Origin of the sequence: Herpetosiphon sp. NSE202 (assembly GCF_042688385.1) — a bacterium.
Lineage (GTDB): Bacteria > Chloroflexota > Chloroflexia > Chloroflexales > Herpetosiphonaceae > Herpetosiphon.
On record NZ_JBHUPY010000005.1, the window covers coordinates 195,830 to 217,070 of the forward strand.

Annotated in this window: 21 protein-coding genes; 4 read left to right on the plus strand and 17 right to left on the minus strand. The window is 49.3% G+C overall.

Translation table 11 applies throughout. The features are described 5' to 3' along the window. Positions 1-107 precede the first annotated feature (107 nt). Together wecB and ACFMKP_RS06900 are read right to left on the minus strand one after the other, a co-directional pair. A complete protein-coding gene (gene wecB / locus ACFMKP_RS06895; RefSeq protein ID WP_382290289.1) occupies positions 108-1,166 on the minus strand; it encodes a non-hydrolyzing UDP-N-acetylglucosamine 2-epimerase in 1,059 nt (352 codons plus the stop codon). Then, a complete protein-coding gene (locus tag ACFMKP_RS06900) occupies positions 1,163-1,726 on the minus strand; it encodes an SGNH/GDSL hydrolase family protein (protein WP_110517158.1) in 564 nt (187 codons plus the stop codon). The genes wecB and ACFMKP_RS06900 overlap by 4 nt, the downstream gene beginning before the upstream one ends. A 366-nt stretch (positions 1,727-2,092) precedes the next feature. Between ACFMKP_RS06900 and ACFMKP_RS06905 the strand changes: the two genes are divergently transcribed. Together ACFMKP_RS06905 and ACFMKP_RS06910 are read left to right on the plus strand one after the other, a co-directional pair. Then, on the plus strand, positions 2,093-2,812 hold the full coding sequence (locus ACFMKP_RS06905; protein WP_382290292.1) for an ABC transporter ATP-binding protein: 720 nt from the start codon (positions 2,093-2,095) through the stop codon (positions 2,810-2,812). Further along, positions 2,809-4,071: an ABC transporter permease gene (locus ACFMKP_RS06910; protein WP_110517160.1), complete on the plus strand. Its 1,263-nt coding sequence runs from the start codon at positions 2,809-2,811 to the stop codon at positions 4,069-4,071. The genes ACFMKP_RS06905 and ACFMKP_RS06910 overlap by 4 nt, the downstream gene beginning before the upstream one ends. 62 nt (positions 4,072-4,133) lie before the next feature. Here ACFMKP_RS06910 and ACFMKP_RS06915 read toward each other — a convergent pair whose 3' ends face one another. Next, complete coding sequence (locus ACFMKP_RS06915; protein ID WP_382290294.1) at positions 4,134-4,640, minus strand: metallophosphoesterase family protein; 507 nt, start codon at positions 4,638-4,640, stop codon at positions 4,134-4,136. Between the two features lie 149 nt (positions 4,641-4,789). Here ACFMKP_RS06915 and ACFMKP_RS06920 point away from each other — a divergent pair, with 149 nt between their 5' ends. Next, on the plus strand, positions 4,790-5,785 hold the full coding sequence (locus ACFMKP_RS06920) for an aldo/keto reductase (RefSeq protein ID WP_382290296.1): 996 nt from the start codon (positions 4,790-4,792) through the stop codon (positions 5,783-5,785). A gap of 66 nt (positions 5,786-5,851) precedes the next feature. Then, the gene (locus tag ACFMKP_RS06925) at positions 5,852-6,436 is read left to right on the plus strand and encodes a TetR family transcriptional regulator (protein WP_382290298.1); all 585 of its coding nucleotides are present in this window, start codon (positions 5,852-5,854) and stop codon (positions 6,434-6,436) included. Between the two features lie 251 nt (positions 6,437-6,687). On the opposite strand, the gene ACFMKP_RS06930 is transcribed toward ACFMKP_RS06925, so the two are convergent. From ACFMKP_RS06930 to ACFMKP_RS06995, 14 genes are all read right to left on the minus strand, one after another. Further along, a complete protein-coding gene (locus ACFMKP_RS06930; protein WP_382290300.1) occupies positions 6,688-8,004 on the minus strand; it encodes a dihydrolipoamide acetyltransferase family protein in 1,317 nt (438 codons plus the stop codon). A 106-nt stretch (positions 8,005-8,110) separates the two neighbouring features. After that, complete coding sequence (locus tag ACFMKP_RS06935; RefSeq protein ID WP_382290302.1) at positions 8,111-9,094, minus strand: alpha-ketoacid dehydrogenase subunit beta; 984 nt, start codon at positions 9,092-9,094, stop codon at positions 8,111-8,113. A 49-nt stretch (positions 9,095-9,143) separates the two neighbouring features. Further along, positions 9,144-10,118: a thiamine pyrophosphate-dependent dehydrogenase E1 component subunit alpha gene (locus ACFMKP_RS06940; RefSeq protein WP_382290304.1), complete on the minus strand. Its 975-nt coding sequence runs from the start codon at positions 10,116-10,118 to the stop codon at positions 9,144-9,146. 247 nt (positions 10,119-10,365) lie between these two features. Then, on the minus strand, positions 10,366-12,720 hold the full coding sequence (locus ACFMKP_RS06945) for an FHA domain-containing protein (protein ID WP_382290306.1): 2,355 nt from the start codon (positions 12,718-12,720) through the stop codon (positions 10,366-10,368). An 85-nt stretch (positions 12,721-12,805) separates the two neighbouring features. Beyond that, the gene (locus ACFMKP_RS06950; RefSeq protein WP_382290308.1) at positions 12,806-13,492 is read right to left on the minus strand and encodes a hypothetical protein; all 687 of its coding nucleotides are present in this window, start codon (positions 13,490-13,492) and stop codon (positions 12,806-12,808) included. 203 nt (positions 13,493-13,695) lie between these two features. Further along, entirely contained in the window at positions 13,696-14,103 is a 408-nt protein-coding gene (locus ACFMKP_RS06955) for a hypothetical protein (protein WP_382290310.1), read from the minus strand. Between the two features lie 67 nt (positions 14,104-14,170). Then, entirely contained in the window at positions 14,171-14,656 is a 486-nt protein-coding gene (locus tag ACFMKP_RS06960) for a hypothetical protein (RefSeq protein ID WP_382290312.1), read from the minus strand. Between the two features lie 10 nt (positions 14,657-14,666). Continuing rightward, positions 14,667-15,935 carry a WXG100 family type VII secretion target gene (locus tag ACFMKP_RS06965; protein ID WP_382290314.1) on the minus strand — a complete coding sequence of 423 codons (1,269 nt, stop codon included), beginning with the start codon at positions 15,933-15,935 and terminating at the stop codon, positions 14,667-14,669. A 269-nt stretch (positions 15,936-16,204) separates the two neighbouring features. Beyond that, positions 16,205-17,002 (minus strand): hypothetical protein, encoded by a 798-nt coding sequence (locus ACFMKP_RS06970; protein ID WP_382290316.1) that lies wholly within the window; start codon positions 17,000-17,002, stop codon positions 16,205-16,207. Between the two features lie 19 nt (positions 17,003-17,021). Beyond that, a complete protein-coding gene (locus ACFMKP_RS06975) occupies positions 17,022-17,975 on the minus strand; it encodes a WXG100 family type VII secretion target (RefSeq protein ID WP_382290318.1) in 954 nt (317 codons plus the stop codon). A gap of 274 nt (positions 17,976-18,249) precedes the next feature. Beyond that, positions 18,250-18,885, minus strand: a complete 636-nt coding sequence (locus tag ACFMKP_RS06980) for a hypothetical protein (protein ID WP_382290320.1) — start codon at positions 18,883-18,885, stop codon at positions 18,250-18,252. Continuing rightward, entirely contained in the window at positions 18,869-20,035 is a 1,167-nt protein-coding gene (locus ACFMKP_RS06985; protein WP_382290321.1) for a WXG100 family type VII secretion target, read from the minus strand. The genes ACFMKP_RS06980 and ACFMKP_RS06985 overlap by 17 nt, the downstream gene beginning before the upstream one ends. A gap of 165 nt (positions 20,036-20,200) precedes the next feature. Beyond that, positions 20,201-20,464 (minus strand): hypothetical protein, encoded by a 264-nt coding sequence (locus ACFMKP_RS06990; protein WP_382290323.1) that lies wholly within the window; start codon positions 20,462-20,464, stop codon positions 20,201-20,203. Between the two features lie 91 nt (positions 20,465-20,555). Beyond that, the gene (locus ACFMKP_RS06995) at positions 20,556-21,185 is read right to left on the minus strand and encodes an FHA domain-containing protein (RefSeq protein WP_382290325.1); all 630 of its coding nucleotides are present in this window, start codon (positions 21,183-21,185) and stop codon (positions 20,556-20,558) included. Positions 21,186-21,241 lie beyond the last annotated feature (56 nt).

Sequence of the window (21,241 nt, forward strand, 5' to 3'; positions counted from 1 at the left end):
TAATTCAATTCACTTCAATTATAAACGAAAACGCATCCACGGGGGATGCGTTTTTAGCCGATTCTAGCAAGCTATTTTGTAATGCGCTGCGTCAAATTTACTAAATTTTAGTAATCTGACCAGCTGCGAAAATGCTCTTGCAAGCATGCAACGATCCGTTGGCCAACCCCACGCTCGCCATAGACCGCCGCAAATTGCTGGCCTTTTTTGGCTCGCTGGTTACGCACCGCCGATACAATTGCCTCAGGCGCAAAACCAGTTACTACATTCGCGCCCGATTCGATGGTTTCTGGTCGCTCGGTGTTGTCGCGCACGGTCACACACGGCACGCCAAAAATGTAGGCTTCCTCTTGAATGCAGCCGCTATCGGTGATGATAATGTTGGCGTATTTTTCATAGGCCAATGACTCAAATGGCTCAACCGGATCAATCACCTGCACCCGATTCAGCAATTCCATGCTCAAACCATATTGTTCCATCGCCGCTCGCGTGCGCGGATGCATCGGGAAAATCATGGCATCGAATTCAAGCGCTAGCTCGTTGATCGTGCTGAAAACCTGCTCCATCAGCTCGCGGCTATCGGTAAATTCTTTGCGATGCAAGGTGATGTAGGCATAGTTATCGTTGCGGCGTGGCGTAAGTTCATGGGCAAAATCGTGAATCAAATCAACAGTCGTGTTGCCAATGTTGAAAATGCGCCCGCGCAAATCGGGAATTTTGGCCAAATAATCTGCTTGATATTGGGTATACGAGAACAAATAATGGGCTGCGCCATCGACCATAATCCGGTTGCGCTCTTCGTACATGCGTTTATCGAAGGCCCGCAAGCCAGCCTCGACATGGGCCAAACCAACATCAGAATAGACCGCCGCAATCGCCCCAACCAAGGCCGCCGCCGTATCGCCATTGACCAAAATAAGGTCGATTGCATGGCGTTGAATTTGGCCGCGCACCCAGTCAATCGCTGCGCCAATGCTGTAATCGCCAGGAAAAATCTCGTCGGGCGTGTAGCCCATTTGGCCAAAAATCGCTGCTTGTAATAAATGGTCGTGATGTTGGTTGGTGTGCAGCACCACAAATGGCACTTCTGCTGCCCGCAGCGCTTGCACAATCGCATAATTCTTCATCACTTCAGGCCGCGTGCCAAGCACAATTCCTATTTTCATAAATTTACAATCACCTCACAGAACGATTCTGCTACCCGCCGATTGCCATCTTCGTTGAAGTGAACTGGGTCGACATAACATTCGCGATTCAAGCCAACCATTGGCACCCAGATCGCTTTGCTAAATTCGGCCACCACTTTGCCAATGACGCTGTTGTATTGCTTGCGCCGTTCGACGGTTTCTTTGGTAAAGAAAATATGCCCATCAGCATAAATCGGCGGAATCTCGCCGCAAAACACTGCTTTATGGCCTTTAATGACTAATGTACGAATAATTTGGCGATAATATTCTTCAAAAAGATCAATTGGGGTATTATTGCCGACATCGTTGGTGCCAATTAATAAACACGATTGAAAGGTATCGTTGATTGTATCAATTTCTTCATTTAATTTAAACCACAGGTTGCGCGCAGTATAGCCATTAACACTGCGATTAATTGTGCGCCATTGATAGGGCGTGCGCTGGGTTAGCATTTGGGCGAGGTGCAATGGATAACAACCATACGAACGTGCGCCAAAAGTTTGGCTATCGCCAATACATAACATATTTTGGTAATGCATACAAATAAACCTAATAATTAAAGAATAATTCCAGCGGCGATCAGTTTTACGGCATCCAAGCAAGATTGGACTGATCGTGCATGCCTCCCTCCGTCAACACACCCAAATGTTATCCAGCTAGCCAGATATTAAATTTTTTATTAAAAAAGCTCAGCTATCTTCAATCTTGTGGAGCGTGGTTGATTATAGGCCAACATGGCTAGAAATAAAAGAGCCAATTTGGCTATTGATTAAATCGATCATGCTGGATTTTGCTGGCACTAGGAGTGCTTTGGGCTTGCATGTCACAGATGATCATAAAATTGCTCGCAACAGCCGAATATTCCTATGGTATGGTTAAGCCAGCTTATTTGCCAAGGAGTCGCTATGGGTCAATCTACCTCGTTAATTCGTACTACTAAGCTCCAACGCACCTATCAAATGGGGAAAAATACTGTCCAAGCGTTGGCCGGCGTTGATCTGGAAATTGAACGCGGCACCTTTGTGGCGCTGGTTGGGCCGTCTGGCTCAGGAAAATCGACCTTATTGAATGTGATTGGGGGCCTCGACCGCCCAAGTTCAGGCGAGGTTTGGGTCAGTGATTTGGAGCTTGGTCAAGCCCCAGATAAAAAATTGGTCAGTTTTCGCCGCGATCGGGTTGGCTTTATTTTTCAAAGCTTTAATCTCTTGCCAACCAACCAAGCGTGGGAAAATGTGGCTTTGCCGTTGATGTTGGCTGGCCGCAGCCGTAGCGAACGCCGCCAACGAGCAGAAAATCTGCTGGAGCAAGTTGGGCTTGGCGATCGCGCCGATCACCGCCCAGCTGAGCTTTCTGGTGGTCAACAACAACGGGTGGCAATTGCTCGCGCCTTGGCCAATGATCCGGTGTTGATTTTGGCTGACGAGCCAACCGGTAACCTCGATTCGCGCACTGGTCGCGATGTGCTGCTGCTGCTGCAACGGCTTGTCCGCGAGCAAAATGTAACCTTGTTGATGGTTACTCACGATATGAATGCAGCCTCGTATGCTGATCGGATTGTGCATATGCGTGATGGCAAGATTGAACAAATTGAAACGATTGAACGAACGGCGGAGGCTGTAGCATGACATTTGGCGATATTTTACGCACTGCTTGGAGCAACTTAACCCGCCGCAAAGTTCGCACTTCATTGACCTCGCTCGGCGTGACGGTTGGCATTTTCACGATTGTGGTAATGCTTTCGCTTGGGGTTGGCGTTCAGCGCGTCATCCAACAACAATTTGATGCAATTGGGCTAGAAAATGTGGTGGTTCAGCCGCGCGATGCAGAGCGCAACCCCTACACGCGCTATGTGCGGCCCGAACGCGAGGTCGTGATTTCGCCTGCCAAAATTGCCGAGTGGCAGCAAATGGACGATATTGTCAGCGTTACGCCAATCGTCGATGTTAACGAATCGATCTCCAAGCGCTTAGTGTTGCCTGGCGATGCCGCAGCAACCATCGCCGTTGGCGTTGATCCTGGCATTGGCATCAATAATCCCTTTGAAACGCCGCCAACCGCTTTGGCCGGAGTGTTGCGCCCAACCAAAGATGGCGAAATCGTCATTTCGCAACGGGCCTTGCGCCGTTTGGGTCTAACCGCCGAAGTCAATAATTTGATTGGTCAAAAAGTCCAGTTAGTGATGGAAACGCCACGCGGCGAATCGCAAAGCTTCGACTATACCTTGGTTGGGGTTTCGAGCGTCGATAATAACTTGGTTGCATTAACTCCCAACGATAGCATTGCACTCAAAGCTTGGTGGTTTAACGAGCCTGATCTGCTTGATAAAGAAGGCTACGATTATGCCCTGATTCGGGCCAAAGATTTGAATGTAGCCCGTCAACTGACCACCCAACTGCGGGCCGAACGCTTTCGGGTGCAATCGGTCGAAACCGTGCTTGAATTGGCCTCGAAAATCTTCTTGGTGATCAATATTATGCTTGGCTCGGTTGGTGGCTTGGCGCTGTTCGTCGCTACCATCGGGATTATGAACACCATGATTATGGCGATTTACGAACGGACGCGCGAAATTGGTACGCTCAAGGCCATCGGTGCTTCGCGCGGCAATATTCGCACGCTCTTTATGACTGAGGCAGGCCTGATTGGCCTCTTTGGCGGGATTGTGGGCTTGCTTGGCGGTTGGGGCGTTGGCCGCATCCTCAATCGAGTTGCGCTTGCCTACCTCGAACGCGAAGAAGTGCCAATTCGCGGCGATTTCTTCTATATTCCGCCGTGGTTGATTGGCTTGGCGATTGGCTTTGGTTTGGTGGTGGGGATTGTGGCTGGCTTGTATCCGGCTGCCCGTGCTGCCCGCCTTGATCCAATCAAAGCGCTGCGCCACGAATAAACCCAAGCCATTTTTGGCAACCAAGAATCCCCTCGCTAATCAAAAAGCGAGGGGATTGGTGTTTAATCAGCATTTTTGATAAATTCGGCCATTTTTAGCGGAATTAGCTCGGCCTTAAATTCGCCATTATCCTGAATATCCAAAAATACGACGGTTGGCTCGCCTAGCTGGCCGCGTGGCTGCGAAGCCGAGCCAGGGTTGATAAACAGCACGCCTTGATATTCCTCGATCAAGGCAATATGGCTATGGCCACAGATGGCGATCTGCGGCGCGGGCTGGGGCAATTGGCGCTGCCAGCGCTTGGGAATATCGCCAATGTGTTGCAGCATAATCCGAATGCCTTGGACTTCGATGGTTGTATTAATCGGGTAAATATCGAGCGCCGTATTCCAATCGACGTTGCCGGTAACTGCTGTAACTGGCGCAATCGCGCTCAAGCGATCGATGATTGGCGGTTGCGCCCGCCCAATATCGCCTGCATGCAAAATGCGGCTTGCGCCAACAAACAGCTGTTCGACCCGTGGGTCTAATTTGCCATGAGTATCCGAAATAATACAAATTCGTTGCATCGCGTACCTCACCACAATCCACAAGAATCATGGCTCATCATACCATAGCTAAAAACACTGCATCAAAATCGTAATGACAGATATTGACATCTGTCATTCAATACTATATACTCAAGCTTAGTTATTGATTATTTGATGGAGTTGTGGCTATGCAAACGCGTCAATTAGGCCAAGGTGGTTTGGTGGTTTCGGCAGCAGGCTTGGGATGTATGGCGATGTCGGGCATGTATGGCCCGTCTGATCGAGCTGAGAGCATCGCCACGATTCATGCAGCGCTCGATGCTGGCATCAATTTGCTCGATACTGGCGATTTTTATGGCATTGGCCATAACGAACTTTTAATTAGCGAAGCCCTGCGCGAACGCTCACGCGCCGATGTTGTGTTGAGTGTTAAGTTTGGGGCGATGCGTGGGCCAGATGGCTCGTGGCTTGGTTATGATTCACGGCCTGCCGCAGTCAAAAATTCCTTGGCTCACACCCTGACCCGCTTGAACACCGATTACATTGACATTTATCGACCTTCGCGGCTTGATCCTGATGTGCCAATCGAGGAAACGATTGGCGCAATCGCCGAGATGATTGAAAAAGGCTATGTGCGGCAGATTGGCTTGTCGGAAGTTGGGGTGGAGACGATTCGGCGGGCGGCGGCGGTGCATCCAATTGTCGATTTGCAAATTGAATATTCATTGCTTTCACGTGGCATCGAGGCCGAGATTCTGCCAGCTTGTCGTGAACTAGGCATTGGCATCACCGCCTATGGTGTGCTTTCACGGGGCTTGCTGAGCGGTGCTTGGTCGAAAGAACGGGTTTTGGCTGGCTCAGATTTCCGTGCTCATGGCCCGCGCTTTACTGGCGAGAACCTTGATCGTAATTTAGATTTAGTGGCTGCGTTGCAGACAATTGCCGAGGCCAAGGGCGCAAGCATCTCGCAAATTGCCAGCGCATGGGTTGTCGCTCAAGGAACAGATATTATTCCCTTGTTTGGGGCGCGGCGCTTACATCAATTGCACGATTCGTTGGCCAGCCTTGAAATTGGCTTGAACGTCGACGAATTGGCCTCGATTGAGCGAGTGATTCCCAAAGATGCTGCGGCAGGCGAGCGCTATCACAGCTCGTTGATGCAACATCTCGATAGCGAACGCTAAACCACTTGCGATGCTGTAGCAATCGCTTAAAATGAAACAAACCGCTTTGCTACAGGATGGACTCGTATGAACACTGAAATGCTGACCCCTGAACGAATTTTGAATGCTACCGTCGATGTGCTGCGGCGCTACGGCCCCAATAAGGCCACGGTGGTTGATGTTGCGCGTGAACTGGGGGTCAGCCATGGCAGCGTCTATCGCCATTTTGCTAGCAAATCAGCCTTGCTTGATGCTGTAGCCGAACGCTGGCTGGCTGAAATTTCGAATCCTTTAGCGCAGGTATTGCAACGCCAAGAGCCAAGCGTTGCCAAATTGCGGGCTTGGCTGGAATGTTTGATGCAAACCAAACAACAGCGGGCGCGTCAAGATCCGCAGCTTTTTGCAACCTATAGTGGTTTGGTCCAAGGGTTGCGCGAAGTGACCGACCAACATGTGGCCCATTTGATTGCCCAGATCGAGCAATTAGTCAATGAAGGCGTTGCAAATGCTGAGTTTGTGGTTGATGATGCCCATGCGACTGCAACCGCAATTTTGCATGCGACCGCCCGTTTTCACAACCCGCTCTTTGTGGCTGCTTGGAACGAGCCTGGTCTTGCAGCTGAATTCGAGGCAATCTGGGAATTGTTGATTAAGGGTTTGCTCGTTCGTTAATCTGCTGGCAGATGAATCTAAGGGTTCGTTGCGCTAATGACTGCCTGCTGCCCTCACCCCAATTCATTTCTCGTCCGACGGGCTTTTGCAGCTGTGGTTTTGACCTGATTCTTTGGCTCCCCTCGCCCGCGTTCAGTGGGAGAGGGGCTGGGGGTGAGGGCATGCCGCTGGTTTTCAGCCCTACAAACCAATCCCGTTAAACCCAAAGGCGCTGCTGATCACGATCAGCAGCGCCTTTGGCTCATGTTGATTTAGGCGAAGTGCTCAAGCTGTTGCTTGACGGTTGCCAAGAATTTATCGGCAGTTGCGCCGTCGATCAAGCGATGGTCGAAGGTAAAACTGAGATAACACATTGGCCGAATCGCAATTGCATCAGCGCCATTCACTGTCACCACAACTGGGCGTTTTTGAATTGCGCCAATCCCCAAAATGCCCGATTGAGGCTGATTGATGATTGGCATGGCAAATAACGAACCGCTCACGCCGTGATTGGTAATCGTGAAGGTGCCATCCTTGACCTCATCGGCAGTCAAGCGGCGGGTTCGGGCGCGTTCGGCCAAATCGTTGACCGTGCGCGAAAGCCCAAGCAAGCTCTTTTCATCGGCGTTATGCAGCACCGGCACAATCAAGCCATCGGGAATTGCCACAGCCATGCCAACATTCACCGACTTATGCAGCAAAATGCCTTCATCGGTGTAGGTCGCGTTGATAATTGGCACCGCGCGCAGCCCAGCCACAGTTGCCTGCACGAAATATGGCGTAAAGGTTAATTTTACCCCTTGGCGCTCGAAATCGGCTTTGTGTTGCTCGCGATGGGCGATGATCGTGCTGAGATCAACTTCCATCACCGTGGTAACGTGGGGTGAGGTTGCCTTAGAACGCACCATATGCTCAGCAATTGCCCGCCGCATGCCGCTCAACGGCTGCAACTCATCGCCTGCAAATTGCTCGATGCTTGGTTCTGCTGCTGGTGGCGTATAGGCCACTGGTTTGGCCAGCAAACTGCCAGTAATCGTTGGCATTGGTGCTGGAGTTGAGCTTGGCTTAATCACCGGCATTGGGGCTGGGGTTGCGCTTGGCGTTGGGGTTGGCATTGGGGCTGGGGTTGGCTTCGCAGTATCGCGTTGGGCCACAAAGCGCTCAACATCTTGCTTGGTTACGCGGCCATCTTTGCCAGTGCCAGCAATTTGCTTAATATCGAGGTTGTGTTGGCTGACCAAACGGGCAACCACAGGCGACATAAAGCTATTGCTGCCGCCGTTGTTGCTGCTAGTTGGGGTGGCTACTGCTGGAGTGGCAGGTGCTGCATCGGCGGCAACCGTGGCGCTGCTACTATCTTCCAACACCGCAATCACCGTGCCAACTGGCACGGTATCGCCTTCGTTGACCCGAATTTCGAGCAAGCGGCCATTAACTGGCGCAGGAATTTCGGTATCAACTTTATCGGTAGTAACTTCGAGCATTGGCTCGTACAGTTCAAGGCTATCGCCTGGCTGCTTCAGCCAGCGGCCAACCGTTCCCTCGGTGACGCTCTCACCAAGTTTTGGCATCTTAAATTCGACGGACATTCCAGTCCTTTCTATGCTAGCGAAGGCTATGGACTCTAATGATTTATTGACTCCCCTCGCCCGCTTTGTGGGAGAGGGGTTGGGGGTGAGGGCAATAGAGCGCTACCTAATAATTCACTAAATCGCGCAGCGTATCGGCAATTTTGCTGGGCGTTGGTAAGAACTCATTTTCGAGCGGCGAGCTATAGGGCATTGCTGGAATATCCAAGCCAGCCAAGCGTTGGACTGGGGCATCGAGATATTCAAAGCCATCTTGGGCGATAATTGCTGCCACTTCTGCGCCATAGCCGCCAAACAAATTATCTTCGTAGAGCACCAGCACTTTGCTCGTTTTCTTGACCGAATTGATAATTGTTTCGCGATCAAGTGGCACGAGCGAACGCAAATCGACAACTTCGACGCTAATATCTTCGCCAGCCAGCATTTCGGCGGCTTCGACCGCGTAGTGGCGCATCATGCCATAGGTGATAACCGAAACATCGCTGCCTTCGCGGGCAATATCGGCTTTGCCAATGGGCACGCTGTAGTGCTCATCGGGCACATAGCCTTTGATCAAACGATAGCATTTTTTGTGCTCCAAAAACAGCACCGGATCGGGATCATCGATTGCGGCCAAGAGCATGGCTTTGGCATCGTAAGGCGTTGATGGCGCAACAACTTTGAGGCCTGGAATATGAGTAAAAAAGGCCTCGATGCTTTGCGAATGATAGAGTGCGCCGTGAATCCCGCCACCATAGGGCGCGCGAATGACTAGCGGCACTTCCCACGTATTGTTTGAGCGATAGCGCATGCGGGCTGCTTCGCTAATAATTTGGTTGAAAGCTGGGAAGATAAAATCGGCAAATTGAATTTCGGCAATTGGCCGCATGCCATACATTGCTGCGCCGATTGATGAACCAATGATAATTGATTCAGCGAGTGGCGCGTCGATCACCCGTTTTTCGCCATATTTGGCGTGCAAACCATCGGTAACCCGAAACACCCCGCCGCGTTGGCCAACATCTTCCCCGATGATATAAACGCGCTCGTCATTGGCCATTGCTTGGTCAAGCGCTTGGTTGATCGCTTCTAAAAGATTTAATTCTGCCACGTGATACCTCTATGATACAGAGCGAAACTGCCTGCTTGCAACCGCCACCTTATTCGGCAAAGACATATTTTTGGACGGTGCTTGGGTCGGGCAAGGGTGCTGCTTCAGCATAGGCTGTTGCATCATTGACAACTTCTTTGATTTCGGCTCGAATTGCCGCAACTTTGGCATCATCGAGCAAGCCTTCATCGCGCAAGAAATGCTCGAAGCTGGCGATTGGGTCGCGAGTTCGCATGGCCTTAATATCTTCAGGTGAGCGATAGGTACGGTCGTTATCATCAGAGGAGTGGGCGGTCAAACGCACACATTTGGCCTCGATTAAGGTTGGGCCATCGCCGCGGCGTGCCCGTTCGACCGCAGCAGTCATTGCTTCGTATACTTCGAGCACATTGGTACCGTCGACGGTAATGCCAGGAAAACCATAGCCTGGGCCGCGATCGGAGACATTTTCCACGCCCATTTGTTTGTGTTGGGGCACCGAAATGGCGTAGCCATTATTTTGGCAGAAGAAAATGACTGGCAATTTCATCACGCCAGCCAAGTTCATGGCTTCGTGGACATCGCCCTGTGATGAGGTACCTTCGCCGAAGGCTGTCCAAACCACAATATCATCGCCGCGCATTTGTGCGCCCATGGCGATGCCAACTGCGTGGGGCACTTGAGTGCCGGTTGGCGAAGAATGCGAAACGATATTTAAGGCGCGATGGCTATAGTGGGCTGGCATTTGGCGACCGCCGCTACTAGGATCTTCAGCTTTGGCCAATAAGCCAAGCATTACTTCGCGCGGGGTCATGCCCATGGCCAACATCATTGCTAAATCACGATAGTATGGCACGATCCAGTCGTGTTTGGGGCGCATTGCAAAGGCTGCGCCTACTTGAGCAGCCTCGTGACCTTGGCATGAAATAACAAACGGGGCTTTGCCTTGACGATTCAATTGCCACATTCGCTCATCAAGCGAACGAGCCAAAACCATCGTGTGATACATTGCTAACAATCGCGATTGATCGCGTTCTTGCTCCATGAAGGCAACTCCTCATATGAAGGATTACTTTGTTCGTCCGTCGAACCCTGTTAAGTTAAAAACCCCGGTATAACGACCGAGGCAAGGGCAAGCAAGGAAAAACTGGCGTTGTCCTCGTTGACACGGCCTATATGACAAGTATAGCATAAAGCCTTGATTGCGCTGTCACCACTGTTGAGTGTTGGCACTAGCTCCAATCAAAAAGGGTAGCATTGCTGCTACCCTCGTTGCTGAAACTGCCGCTTGCTTATTGGCTTAGCTCAATATAGGTATCTTGACCAAGCCGAATGGTCGTGGGCAAACGCAATTGAATTGGCGTATTAGCTTGCTGGCGTTGTTCGTTGATAAACAAGCCGTTCTTGCTCAAGTCGGCCACATAGAATTGCCCGCCGATCAAGCTAATTTCCACATGCTGGCGTGAGAGCAACTTATCGCCGGTGATGATCACGCTGGCTTCACTGCGCCCGATGGTACATGGGAACATCGTAATTGTTTGATTTTGCAATTGGCTGCGGTCTGGCGTTTGGACAACCCGCACATTCAATTGTTGCTGGCGGCCTTGCGATACTGGCGGCGTATAAATCATGGTTGCGCCGTTATCGGGCATGCCACCATCGAAATGGGCTGTTGGAATACTGGCGTTAGCGCTTGACGCTGGGCTGTTATAGCGCGCTGGCTGATTTGCTGCTGAATTTGGCGGTGGCCGAACCGCTGATTGTTGCTGTTGTTGCTGCTGTTGGTTGGGATTTTGGCGCGCTGCTGGGTTTACGCCAGGTAAATCAATCCGATTAAAGGCTTGGGTTGGTGGGTTGTATGGCATCGGCACATTGCCAGCCTTGGGCTTGCGATTGCGCCACAGATACCAGAAACCAGCCCCAATCGCAATAATTACCAACGCGATCAGCACATACACGCCATAGCGCTTGAGGAAAGGCTCTTTTGGTTTTACAGGAAACAAGAAACTCTTGATCGGCGATTCGATTGGCCGAACATTTGATGTTTCCAAGATAATCTGCATATTGAGCTGGCTTTGTTGCTCAGTCGGAATCAATTCTTGCGGGATAGACGCAAGGGGAATTGCAATCTTCGGATTGGTTGGGTCAAGTTGAATCCGTTCTGATTCAAAAACTTGCACATCTTCACGCAAGAGCCGCACTTTATAATAGGTAAATTTCGGATCGATGATCTTTTGTTCATCGGTAATTTCCACATCATCGAGCCGAATCACATTGTTCGTATAATCGACGACTGGATTTGAACGAATTTCAAAGGTAATTGGGATCGGCGTATGATTGAAGGCTTCTTGAGCCAAAATTTCGCTGCGTTGACTTGGGTTCCCAATCCGGAAAGTAAAACCATCGCTGCTATAGCCAAGCACTTGCAAGGTATATTTGCCTGCTTCGCTCAGTTTGGTATCGCTCATTTCCATAGGAATGGTTTTGGTTTCTTGCGGCGAAATACTGACCGCAATCGGTTGGGTATAGACCAAGGTTTGGTTTGGCCCAAGGACTTGCAGCTCAACCCCAACCATGTTTACTGGGCTGGTGTTTGTTGTAGAAAAGTTAAATGTATACTTTTGGTTTTCTGGCAATGGATTGAGGTTGGCGATTTTGGCTTCGCTCACGGTTGGCGTATAGCATTTATGCGCGCCAAGCGGAATGATGCCTGCAATTGTATCGCCACTAATTAATTGGACTTCCAAGGTTACTTGCGTCTCGACACAGGGCCGCAAGAAACCACTGGTGTATTTTTGGTTCTTAATGCTATCCATAATCGTAATAAAGGCACTGTTCATTTGATCGCGTGTGCCAACGACCGAGATAGCTTGGGTGTCGCGTGAAATTTGGCCTAAGAATTCGGGCTGGATTGACTCACAATTCAGCGCACAGAGCCCAATCGTATAAATCGGGGTTTTGGTACCTTGGCTTGGGCCAGCCTTACTGGTGACATCAATAACGTTTCTATCGCTACACTGGCCGCCATTCCCATTATCATCTTTACCATCGGTAAACAGCACAATCGCACGGCGTTCTTCAGGTTTTAAGGTATTCAGCAAGTAATCGGTGGCCTTATAGGCAGCGGTATACAGACAGGTTTCGCCACCAGAAATTGATTGGTAATTTTCGTTAATCCACTTTTTAACCTCTTCCCGATTGTCGGTAAAATCCTTGGCTGGGATATAAATATCATCAGTGCCGACGCGGGTAAAGGTAAAGACAGCGATTTGTGCTCCAGCGGGAGCCTGATCGATTGCCTGATTGGCCGCTTGTTTGACTAACTCAATAAAGTTTGCCATGCTCCCACTTTGGTCCAACACAATTGCGATTTTGATCGGTGTTGTTGGATCTTGGGGTACGGCTTGCACTGGTGGCTCACCATTTTTGAGATCAAGCACTGTTGAAGAGATCTCGTTGACCGGAACGGCGCGGCCATCGTCGTAGCGAACGCTAAAGTAGGCCTCGACGCTCAAGGCATTCTTTTCAGTAATGACTTGGTGGGTAATGACAACTTTTGGTTTGTCGTCCTGTGATTGGGCAGGCGCTGGCACAACCCACAAGAGGCTGAGCAACGCGATGATGGTGAACCAACTATGCTTTCTCATGGTTAACACTCATTCCAGCAACTAAAAACGGCTTGACCAATTAAGGATACGGCGCAGTATACCATCCCTTAGTACTGTAGGCTAATTAGGATGGGGGTTGAACAAGATGCGCCTGGATTGTTGTATGTAAAAGGTCGCTTAACATCGCTTGATCAATCTGCTGCGCTGGTGTTGTTTCTGGTTTGGCAGCTTGTGGGTTGGCCAACCAAAGTGCGGCATGGGCCATTAACCATGAAAGGCTGGTTGGTTGGCTGGTTGCGGCGGCTGGCTCCTTGATGATCAGCAGTAAAGCGGCTTTTTCAGCCTCGGGCATTAATGCAGTGAGTTCGGCAGTGGGTGGTAAGTTGGCATTGCCCATGGTTGGCTGGGTTGTTAGTTCGATAATCTGTTTAATGACATGATCGAGTGTACCCAATTCGAGAAAGGTTTGCAAGCCTTGTGAGTCGACATAATTGAGCACGATTAATTCATCGGTAAAGCTAAAGTATTTGGGTAAACCTGTGCCTTCACGTTCGGTAATGCTCAAAATTGCCAACGTGCTTGGCTGAAGGGTTGCCTCTAAAATGAGCGCTAATTCCCCCGTGATCGTGAGTTGGTTGCTATAGGGATCGCGCAGTAAAATTCCACGATCATACAGCTCATCTTCGGCAGTTTGCAGTTGTTCCGCACTAACTGCCAGATCATTGGTTGTATTATGGATGGCGAGCGCTTCACCAACCAGATAATGCAGGATAATCGCTAATTCTGCCTGGGTGAGTACAAAACGATTCATTCGGGCCACCTCGATACTAGTTCAGACAACTCACTCAGGAATACGCGCTAGACGTGATGATGATGCGACCAGCTCTTCGGTAAAATGACCATCCTCATGAATTGTCATGGGCTGCTTAACGCTACGAGATTGGTTTTGATGATATGCTCCAACGCTTGGCATGCATTTGCAATCGTAGCCTTGCTGGAATAGCCGTAATCATCTTAGTTAAAGAGCGTTATAAGTTGGGCGAGCTTTCCATCAAGTTGCTTTGCCACCCATGCAAGATCATTGGATTTATGGCGATTGAAGCTGTGCCATAAGCGTTGCAATTGGTTTGCCTGACGATCAAGCAAATCGAGTACATTGTACCAACCTTGGGAGCCATCGAGTTTAAGTTGTTGGTTGGTCAGAAATGGGGCAGTGTGTCGACCAAGTGCAACGCTGTACTCGCCATCAGAAAGCATGAGCAAGGCATTACACATGGGTGAATGGTATAAAACCAGACATTCTCTGCCACCATGCTGGGCATCGCACTGTTGGCGCACAAATTGATGGGCTTGGAAATGGCGCTGGAGACAGCGTTCAGCGTAGGTAATAAAGCCCTGACATGCTGCACAATGCGAATCCATCCATGTTCCTCTAACGAATGTTTGCTGGCCTGCAACCGCTTGCTTGGTTTGTAGGCCAGCAAACCGTTTATCCGCCGTAGTAGCGCTGCCGCTGCATAAATTGAATATAATCAGCAAGCCATGTAGCTGGTGCGCCAGGCGCAAACATCGCCAACAGCTGCTCAAATTGGCCTGCAAGCAATTGGGCCAGCCATTGATGATAATCGAGGCTGCCATCCCAAAATTGTTCAATCACCCGCTGGGTCATGATTTTTTTGTTGGCGCGATACTCCAACAAATAGACCAGATTGAACCAGCCTTGCGAGCCATCAACGTCGAGAATTTGATCGGTCAAAAATGGCGCATCAAATGTGCCTAAAGCGCAATAATCAGCGCCATCGGTGCGTTGAATCAACAGTTGGCAGCTTGGCGAATGATACAAGGCCAAGCATTCCAAGCCGTTGTTTTGGGCATCGCATTGGACGCGGTGAAATTGACCAAACTCCAAATAGCTGCTCAATTGTTGCTCAACATAGCTAATATAGCCTTGGCACTGGCCACAATCGTTGCTCACAGAAAACCTCTTAATCGTTCAAGAATTGGCTGGTTTGCAAAACTTCGCCGCCTGGGCCGATACTTCCGCCAGCCACCCGTCCGCTGGTGCTTGCCCGCCAGTCACCAGTCTTGATCCAGCTATCGCCAATTTGGCGGTAGCCATATTGGTAGGCTTGGCTTTGCATAAAGCGCACTTCCATCGCGCTGTATGATTGGGGACGTTTGGTCAAAATATCGTCAATCGAGCTGCCCTTAATATCGATGCGGCTAATGCCACTTTCAAGCTGCGATTGCAAGAATTCGCGGTTGACTGGCCAGATGCGATTATTGCCGCCTTCAGCAATTGGCTTAAGCGCATCCCAAACTTCGGCGGTGGTGCTGAAATAGCGTCCGCCATGCGCATTGGCTTCGCCGATATAGCCAAGGAAGCCTGACGCTGGATCAGCTTTGAATGCCCCTAATACTACTCGATCAGTCAAGGCTGTGCCTGTGCCAACATGGCTTGATTGATTGGCAATATAGCGAGCCATGGCGGTTTCTGCACTGCCGCCTTTGGCCAGTGCGCCAATATCGCCAGCTGCTTGGAGCGGAGTGCTGACGCGGGCAATATCAGCGGCTGCATCGGTAACGGTCGCTGCTTTGCTGAGCTTAGCTGCTTTACCAACCTTATCAGCGCCTTTGGTGCCGATTAAGATCGAGCCGATAAACATCGTGCCACGGCCAATTGCTTCCCATGGGCGGCCATTTTCCCAAGCTTCGACATAGGGTGCTTTGAAGGCTTCCCAGAACTCGCTTGGATGGGTTACTGCGTGCCAAATACCTTTAACCGTTTCGACTGGATTGGTGACCATATTCCAAACGCCGACCACCATATCCTTGAGTTCTTTGCCTGCGCCAACGAAGAAATCTTTGACCCCATTGCCAACGCTGCTGAAGAACCCGCCAACGCTATCGAGCCAGCTGCCGCCACCCTTGCCACCTTCAGCATTGCCGAGCAACGAGCCTTTGAATAAACCAGCGGCTTCTTCTTCTGCTTGGCTAAAGATTTTTTGGATTTCGAGGGTAACTTGTTGGGCCGTTTGGAATGCGTTAATCAGGCGATTGAAGGTTGGGAAGATTTCGTCGTTGAGTTCTTTGGCAAAGGCAACACTGGCATCGCCTTTCCAGCGGTCGTTCAATTGTTGGCCGGTATTGCGAATTGTCGTTTGCAATTGCTCAACGGTTTGCTTGAGGCGACCGAAACGCTGAGCCACCTGTGCGGTTTGCTCATACTGTATCTGAACAACTTCCTTGCTCATGACACTGCTCCTAGGTTGTAATGGGGTTGATAGTCGATTTAGAGTATTAGGGTGAGCTGCTCATGAGCTTGGGAGCCAATAAAAAGACCAAATTGATTAAAGAGAAAATAACCCATGAGGCGTAGCGACACTCCAATACTCCAATTTCAGTATACCAAAATCCTACCTTTTGAACAACGATCAAAATTAAAAACCATCCACAAACTGGCTACGAGCGCTAGTTTGTGGATGGTTTGTTGGTTTGCTAGAATAGCTTCATGAAGGCCAATTTATAACGCTGCGGTGGCCAATTGTTCAAACCAGCGCTGAATATGCTCGCGCAACCATGCTTGATCAATGGCCTGCACTTCAAATATCTCAGGGTTATTTTCGTCGAGCTGAATCGCCCAAGCGCTACTTGGCCCTTGGAGAATTGCTGGATTAATTGCATCGACGATTTCGGTATCTTCGCAACGTACAATTGCCAACGAAGCACTGAATACTGGCGCTTGAATTGCCTCGATCAGGCTTTGGGCTGCTTGTTGATCAAGTCCTGCCGCAGTTAAGCGATTCAATGCTTGGGCATCAGCGCGATCTTCTGCCAAGCCTTTGATCGCCAAGAATTCATCTTGACTGAGACGCACGCTAGCTTCGAAGGCTTTGCTTGGTTGTACTTCCAACAAAAACGCCAAGCGATCAAATAGCACCAGCATATCAGGCAAAAACGCCAAGCGATGTTGATTCTCGGTTGGCAGGGTTTGCTCAACAATGCCTAATTGATTGACATAGTGCAAAAAGAGCTGGCCACCAGCCTCGGGGGTTTCGCGGGTTGTGATAAAGGCAACATCGGGAAACGCCACAATTTGTGAGAATTCTAAAATTTCGCGTTCGATCATGACGGTTTCATCATCGCTGATCGTGGCTAATTCTTTGGCTACCAAGCCTTGAACCCCTTGATTCAAGGCGGCCAGATGGCTTGCTTGATCCTGCGGAATCAAGCTTTCGTTATCTAAACCAATAATTTTATTGGTACGAGCGGCTTCGAGTAAGACCAAAAACTCGTTGCGCTCCAGAATAAGTCCATCCATCGGTTAAAACCTCTCTATGTTACTTCGCTCCGCCAAACGAGATGCCAAATGAAACAAATGGCAACTTGACTTTGGTAGTTTTGCCAATGCTAAAGCCAAGCTCGGCCTTGAGGCCAACTTCGGCACTCACCCCAACGTTAACCCCAGCGACGTTTACGCCTTTGCTTCCGGTAACCGAAACCAAGGTGCCACCAACGGTTGCACCAAGTGAGCCATCTTTGATGCCCGCGAAACCTTCAACCGAAAGCGCTTTGCCTTCGAGGGTTTCGGTGTAGCCTAAGTTTTTGTTGCCATAAACATTGGTTAATTCGCCTTTGGCAACGGTTGCTTCGCCATATGGCCCAATGGTGAATTTTTTATCGCCATTCATGCCTAAGCCAAAACCTACTTCACCATAGCCAACTTGGTATTTGCCTTTGAGGGTATAGGGAATTGGGCCATCGACTTTAAGTAAATCGCCTTTGCCTTCGAGCAACGCGCCACTTACCCCAAGCTTCAGTTGTGGCTTGGTTTCGCCGGTTTTGGTTTTGTAATCGTAGGTATGGATTTTAACTTTGCCCTTGTAGGTTGGGCCGCTGCCTTGTTTGTCGCCATTGCCGGCTTGGCCACTGCCATCACCTGCTTGGCCGCTGCCGCTGCCATTGCCACTACCATTGCCACCGCCCATTAATGAGCCTTTGAACAACGCGGCAGCTTCTTCTTCTGCTTGTTGAAAGATTTTTTTGATTTCAACGGTTGTGCTTTGGGCTTGGTTAAACAACGTGGTTAAGCGTGTAAAGGCAGGTTGAACTTCGCCACGAAATTCAGCACTAAATGCCTTTTGCGCATCACCTTGCCATTCACCAGCTTCTAAGCGGGCTGCAATACTTTCAAGTGATTTGAAAATAGCAGTTGTTGTATCAGCAGCCTTGCCAAAACGGCTGGCAACTTGATCCAACACATCGTACTTCGCCTGAACGGTTTCTTGAGGCATGACACAAACTCCATCGGGTATAAAAAGAACAGAAGTTTTATCATTGCTAGCAATACTAGCCAATGATTATGTTTGATGCTTAATCAGGTTAAACCTTGATTAAGCACCTATGCTTCTCAGTTAAGACTACAATAAAAGGCGCAGCCTTACCAAGGAAATAAAATTGACTCTGCAAGCATACTCGATGGATTGCTGGTTTACAAGAGGGGCTTTTGATGGATTTTGCGCCGGATGCTTAAACAGATTAAGTATCCGGCGCATGGGTTACGAGTGGTTATTGCAACCAAGAATTTGAGTTTAGGGCCAAGCCATACTTAGCAGCTACCTGCTCGACGCTAGCGCTATGCTGCTGGAAATTGTGCTGAGTATGCCGAAAATAAAAATGGACTTCGGTGCTGATGGTCATTATCAGGCCATCAAGCTGCTCAAGGATTTGGCTAATAGCTGGGTTTTTAAGTTCAATTGAAGCATGACGATTGAACTTCTGGACCCATGCTTGGAGTGTTGATTCTTGATGAACGTGTGCTTCGCCACCAAGAAAAATAAAATCTGGCTCTGTTCCATTCGTATTGCGCAATCCTCGCTCCTCAAATACTGTGATCAGCGTTGCGCGTGATTGTTGACAGCAGAAGCGATACTCTGGTTTAAACAGTGTCCGTAAGCGTGTTTTGGCATGACTTAGCGCATAACTCATAACCTGATAAGCTGCCAACCAATTGCTTAAAACCTCATTGAGCAGCTGATATTCTTGATCATGCGAACTATCAAGGATTTGGTCGGGATCAGCATCAAACGCAATAATCTGGCCATCCGGATAAATGCGTGATGTTGTTAGCGTCAGCATTGCGAGGTTTTGGTTTATTTCGCGGTAGACGAGCCAGGTTGGGGTTTGGCTATTTGAAGAAATCATACACCGCTCCACTTCCTTCAGAGCCTAGGAAATAGCCGCCAATACCCCCGCCAATACCCCCAATAACACCACCAATCGCTGTCCCAATTCCAGGGCAAAAGAACGTCCCAATTGTTGCGCCAACCGCTGCTCCACCTTTTGCCCCTGCTGCTCCACCGACCCAGCCGCCAGCAACTTTGGTTGTTTCACGAACTTTATCGTCGGCTGTTGCAATGTTATATACATCAAACGCCGCCCCAACGACAAAGAGTCCTCGCGATGCTCCACGGATAAACTTGCCACCAGCAATACTTCCAAAAATATTGGGTTTAGGATTTACCGAGCGCGTCAATAATTGATGATCATTCGTAATTGCACTCTTAAACGATTGCCAAAGTGGTTTGTTAATTTGCCCCATCCCGCCTTCAACATTCCAGTGCAGAAAGTTTGGGCCTGCGGGCACTGCTGTCGAGCCACCGCCAGGCAAGAAACCAAGCCCTGCTTTGGTTTTGATTGGGCCATAATCAAAGCGTAAATTTGGTTTTTTTAATTTAAAGGGTGCTCGCCCCCAACCAGCATGTTGATGAATCGAGAAAACGGTATCGGGGCCTGAACCACCAACATACAACCATAACCGTTTGCCTGCATTAGTATAGCCACTGGGAATAATGCCCCATTTGCCAAGGATTGGGACTGGGCCTGGGCCGAAGAAAGCTGCGCCTGCGACAAATGGGGCTGCCCATAACGACTCAGGCTTGGCCGACGGATTGTAGCCTAAGAAATTAAGTATTAGATCGCTGTGTGCTTCGAGTGATCGAGCATTACTTGCACCAGCTTGGAATGATTGTGAACCCTGCGCTGGCCCGTGCTCCCATTTAAAAAGTGTTGCTGCTTCAGCTTCAGCAGCTTCGAATAGCTTACTAATTTTGAGCGTAATTTCTTGCGAAACGCTGAAGAGCGTATTAAGTCGTTGAAACGCGGGATAAACCTCATTATCGAGCTCGGCTTTAAACCGATTAAAGGCTTCACCTTGCCATTGACCTGCTTCTAAAGGCTGGGCTGTTTGCTTGATTGCTTGGCAAATTGTTTCGGTGGTGTGTGCTAAGGTTTGAAAACGCTGGGCAATCTGTGCTAAATGCTCATAATGAGCTTGAATAATAGCTTGGCTCATCCTTAAAACCCTCTTTACTATACCGCTATCTAGATTTATCACTATAGCAAATCTAAGTTAGCGGTACAAGAGGATAAATCAATCACCGTTGACTTAATTGAGTGCTAAAACAGGTCGACCATACGCTTAATTTATAACGACTAAGCGTATGGTCGATTCATGGCTTTAGCGTCCGTGGATTTGGTCGAGGGTTGCTACGGTTTCACCAGTTTGTTGTTCGTAGGCTGCAATCATTGCCAAAAGCCCTTGGCCAAGCGTTTTGGCAACTGGCAATGACATATTGACGACGGCAACCGCGCGGCCATTAGTTTGCAACACGGTATAGGCATCGGTTGAACCTAAACCATTGATAAAACCATTGGCATACATTAATGGTGCTTCCATAAATGCGTCTTCAACCAAACTTTGCAGATGTTCTAAATCGCTCATACATCCTCCTGAAGATTAATCTGCGCAAAGAAATAGCGCTGGTGTGAACCAAGCGCTATTTTAACTGCATATTGATTTTTCGGCGAATAGTTTAATCCGAAATAATGACTTTAAAGGTAATTTGGCTCCGATCCAGCGTGATCAAATCGCCATGTTGTAAGACTTGGCGGCGATCAACCTGAATAGGTCGCCCCGTCGAATCGGTAATCGTCGTTGGGTTTGGCGAGAGGCTTTCAATATAGAAATGACCGCCAGTTTCGGTAATTTCAAATTGCCGCCGTGAAACCCGCAACCCATTGGGGTGGCTACCCAAATCGACTGCTAACAGATCGTTGCCCGCTTGATTATCGAAGCGGCCAACGATTGCTGGTTGCCAGTGGAGGCGATAACTATTGCCAGTTGGATGCTCGCGCAAGTAAATTCGACGGCCCATTGGCTGGCCGGATTCTGGCATATTTGGCATTGCTTCACTAAATATCAAGCGTTCTTTATTCGAAACTTGTTTATCGAGTGTGCGATTATTGCTTAAGACGCTGCCATCTTGCTTCATCAAGCAATAGGCATCGGGATTTTGACCAAGAAAATCGAAGTCACGCCGAAATTCCTTCAAAATCGATTCAACAAGCTCTCCGGTAGGAATGTTGGTGAGTGTTTGAGCAACTTGTTGCTTTTTTTCATAGACATCGATAAAAAGTTCAAAGCGGGCTTGTTTGGCACCCATGAAAGTAACTCCTCACACGGTACTATGCTTGGGGGAGCGATCCACCAGCGTCGATC

Bases quoted from the DNA above. Each gene is read 5' to 3' on its own strand.
- ACFMKP_RS06910 (WP_110517160.1), top strand. From the start codon at position 2,809: ATGACATTTGGCGATATTTTACGCACTGCTTGGAGCAACTTAACCCGC.
- ACFMKP_RS06980 (WP_382290320.1), bottom strand. From the start codon at position 18,885: ATGATTTCTTCAAATAGCCAAACCCCAACCTGGCTCGTCTACCGCGAA.
- ACFMKP_RS06930 (WP_382290300.1), bottom strand. From the start codon at position 8,004: ATGTCCGTCGAATTTAAGATGCCAAAACTTGGTGAGAGCGTCACCGAG.
- ACFMKP_RS06975 (WP_382290318.1), bottom strand. From the start codon at position 17,975: ATGCCTCAAGAAACCGTTCAGGCGAAGTACGATGTGTTGGATCAAGTT.
- wecB (WP_382290289.1), bottom strand. From the start codon at position 1,166: ATGAAAATAGGAATTGTGCTTGGCACGCGGCCTGAAGTGATGAAGAAT.
- ACFMKP_RS06920 (WP_382290296.1), top strand. From the start codon at position 4,790: ATGCAAACGCGTCAATTAGGCCAAGGTGGTTTGGTGGTTTCGGCAGCA.
- ACFMKP_RS06925 (WP_382290298.1), top strand. From the start codon at position 5,852: ATGAACACTGAAATGCTGACCCCTGAACGAATTTTGAATGCTACCGTC.
- ACFMKP_RS06990 (WP_382290323.1), bottom strand. From the start codon at position 20,464: ATGAGCGATTTAGAACATCTGCAAAGTTTGGTTGAAGACGCATTTATG.
- ACFMKP_RS06945 (WP_382290306.1), bottom strand. From the start codon at position 12,720: ATGAGAAAGCATAGTTGGTTCACCATCATCGCGTTGCTCAGCCTCTTG.
- ACFMKP_RS06900 (WP_110517158.1), bottom strand. From the start codon at position 1,726: ATGCATTACCAAAATATGTTATGTATTGGCGATAGCCAAACTTTTGGC.
- ACFMKP_RS06915 (WP_382290294.1), bottom strand. From the start codon at position 4,640: ATGCAACGAATTTGTATTATTTCGGATACTCATGGCAAATTAGACCCA.
- ACFMKP_RS06950 (WP_382290308.1), bottom strand. From the start codon at position 13,492: ATGAATCGTTTTGTACTCACCCAGGCAGAATTAGCGATTATCCTGCAT.
- ACFMKP_RS06985 (WP_382290321.1), bottom strand. From the start codon at position 20,035: ATGAGCCAAGCTATTATTCAAGCTCATTATGAGCATTTAGCACAGATT.
- ACFMKP_RS06995 (WP_382290325.1), bottom strand. From the start codon at position 21,185: ATGGGTGCCAAACAAGCCCGCTTTGAACTTTTTATCGATGTCTATGAA.
- ACFMKP_RS06955 (WP_382290310.1), bottom strand. From the start codon at position 14,103: ATGGATTCGCATTGTGCAGCATGTCAGGGCTTTATTACCTACGCTGAA.
- ACFMKP_RS06940 (WP_382290304.1), bottom strand. From the start codon at position 10,118: ATGGAGCAAGAACGCGATCAATCGCGATTGTTAGCAATGTATCACACG.
- ACFMKP_RS06970 (WP_382290316.1), bottom strand. From the start codon at position 17,002: ATGGATGGACTTATTCTGGAGCGCAACGAGTTTTTGGTCTTACTCGAA.
- ACFMKP_RS06905 (WP_382290292.1), top strand. From the start codon at position 2,093: ATGGGTCAATCTACCTCGTTAATTCGTACTACTAAGCTCCAACGCACC.
- ACFMKP_RS06965 (WP_382290314.1), bottom strand. From the start codon at position 15,935: ATGAGCAAGGAAGTTGTTCAGATACAGTATGAGCAAACCGCACAGGTG.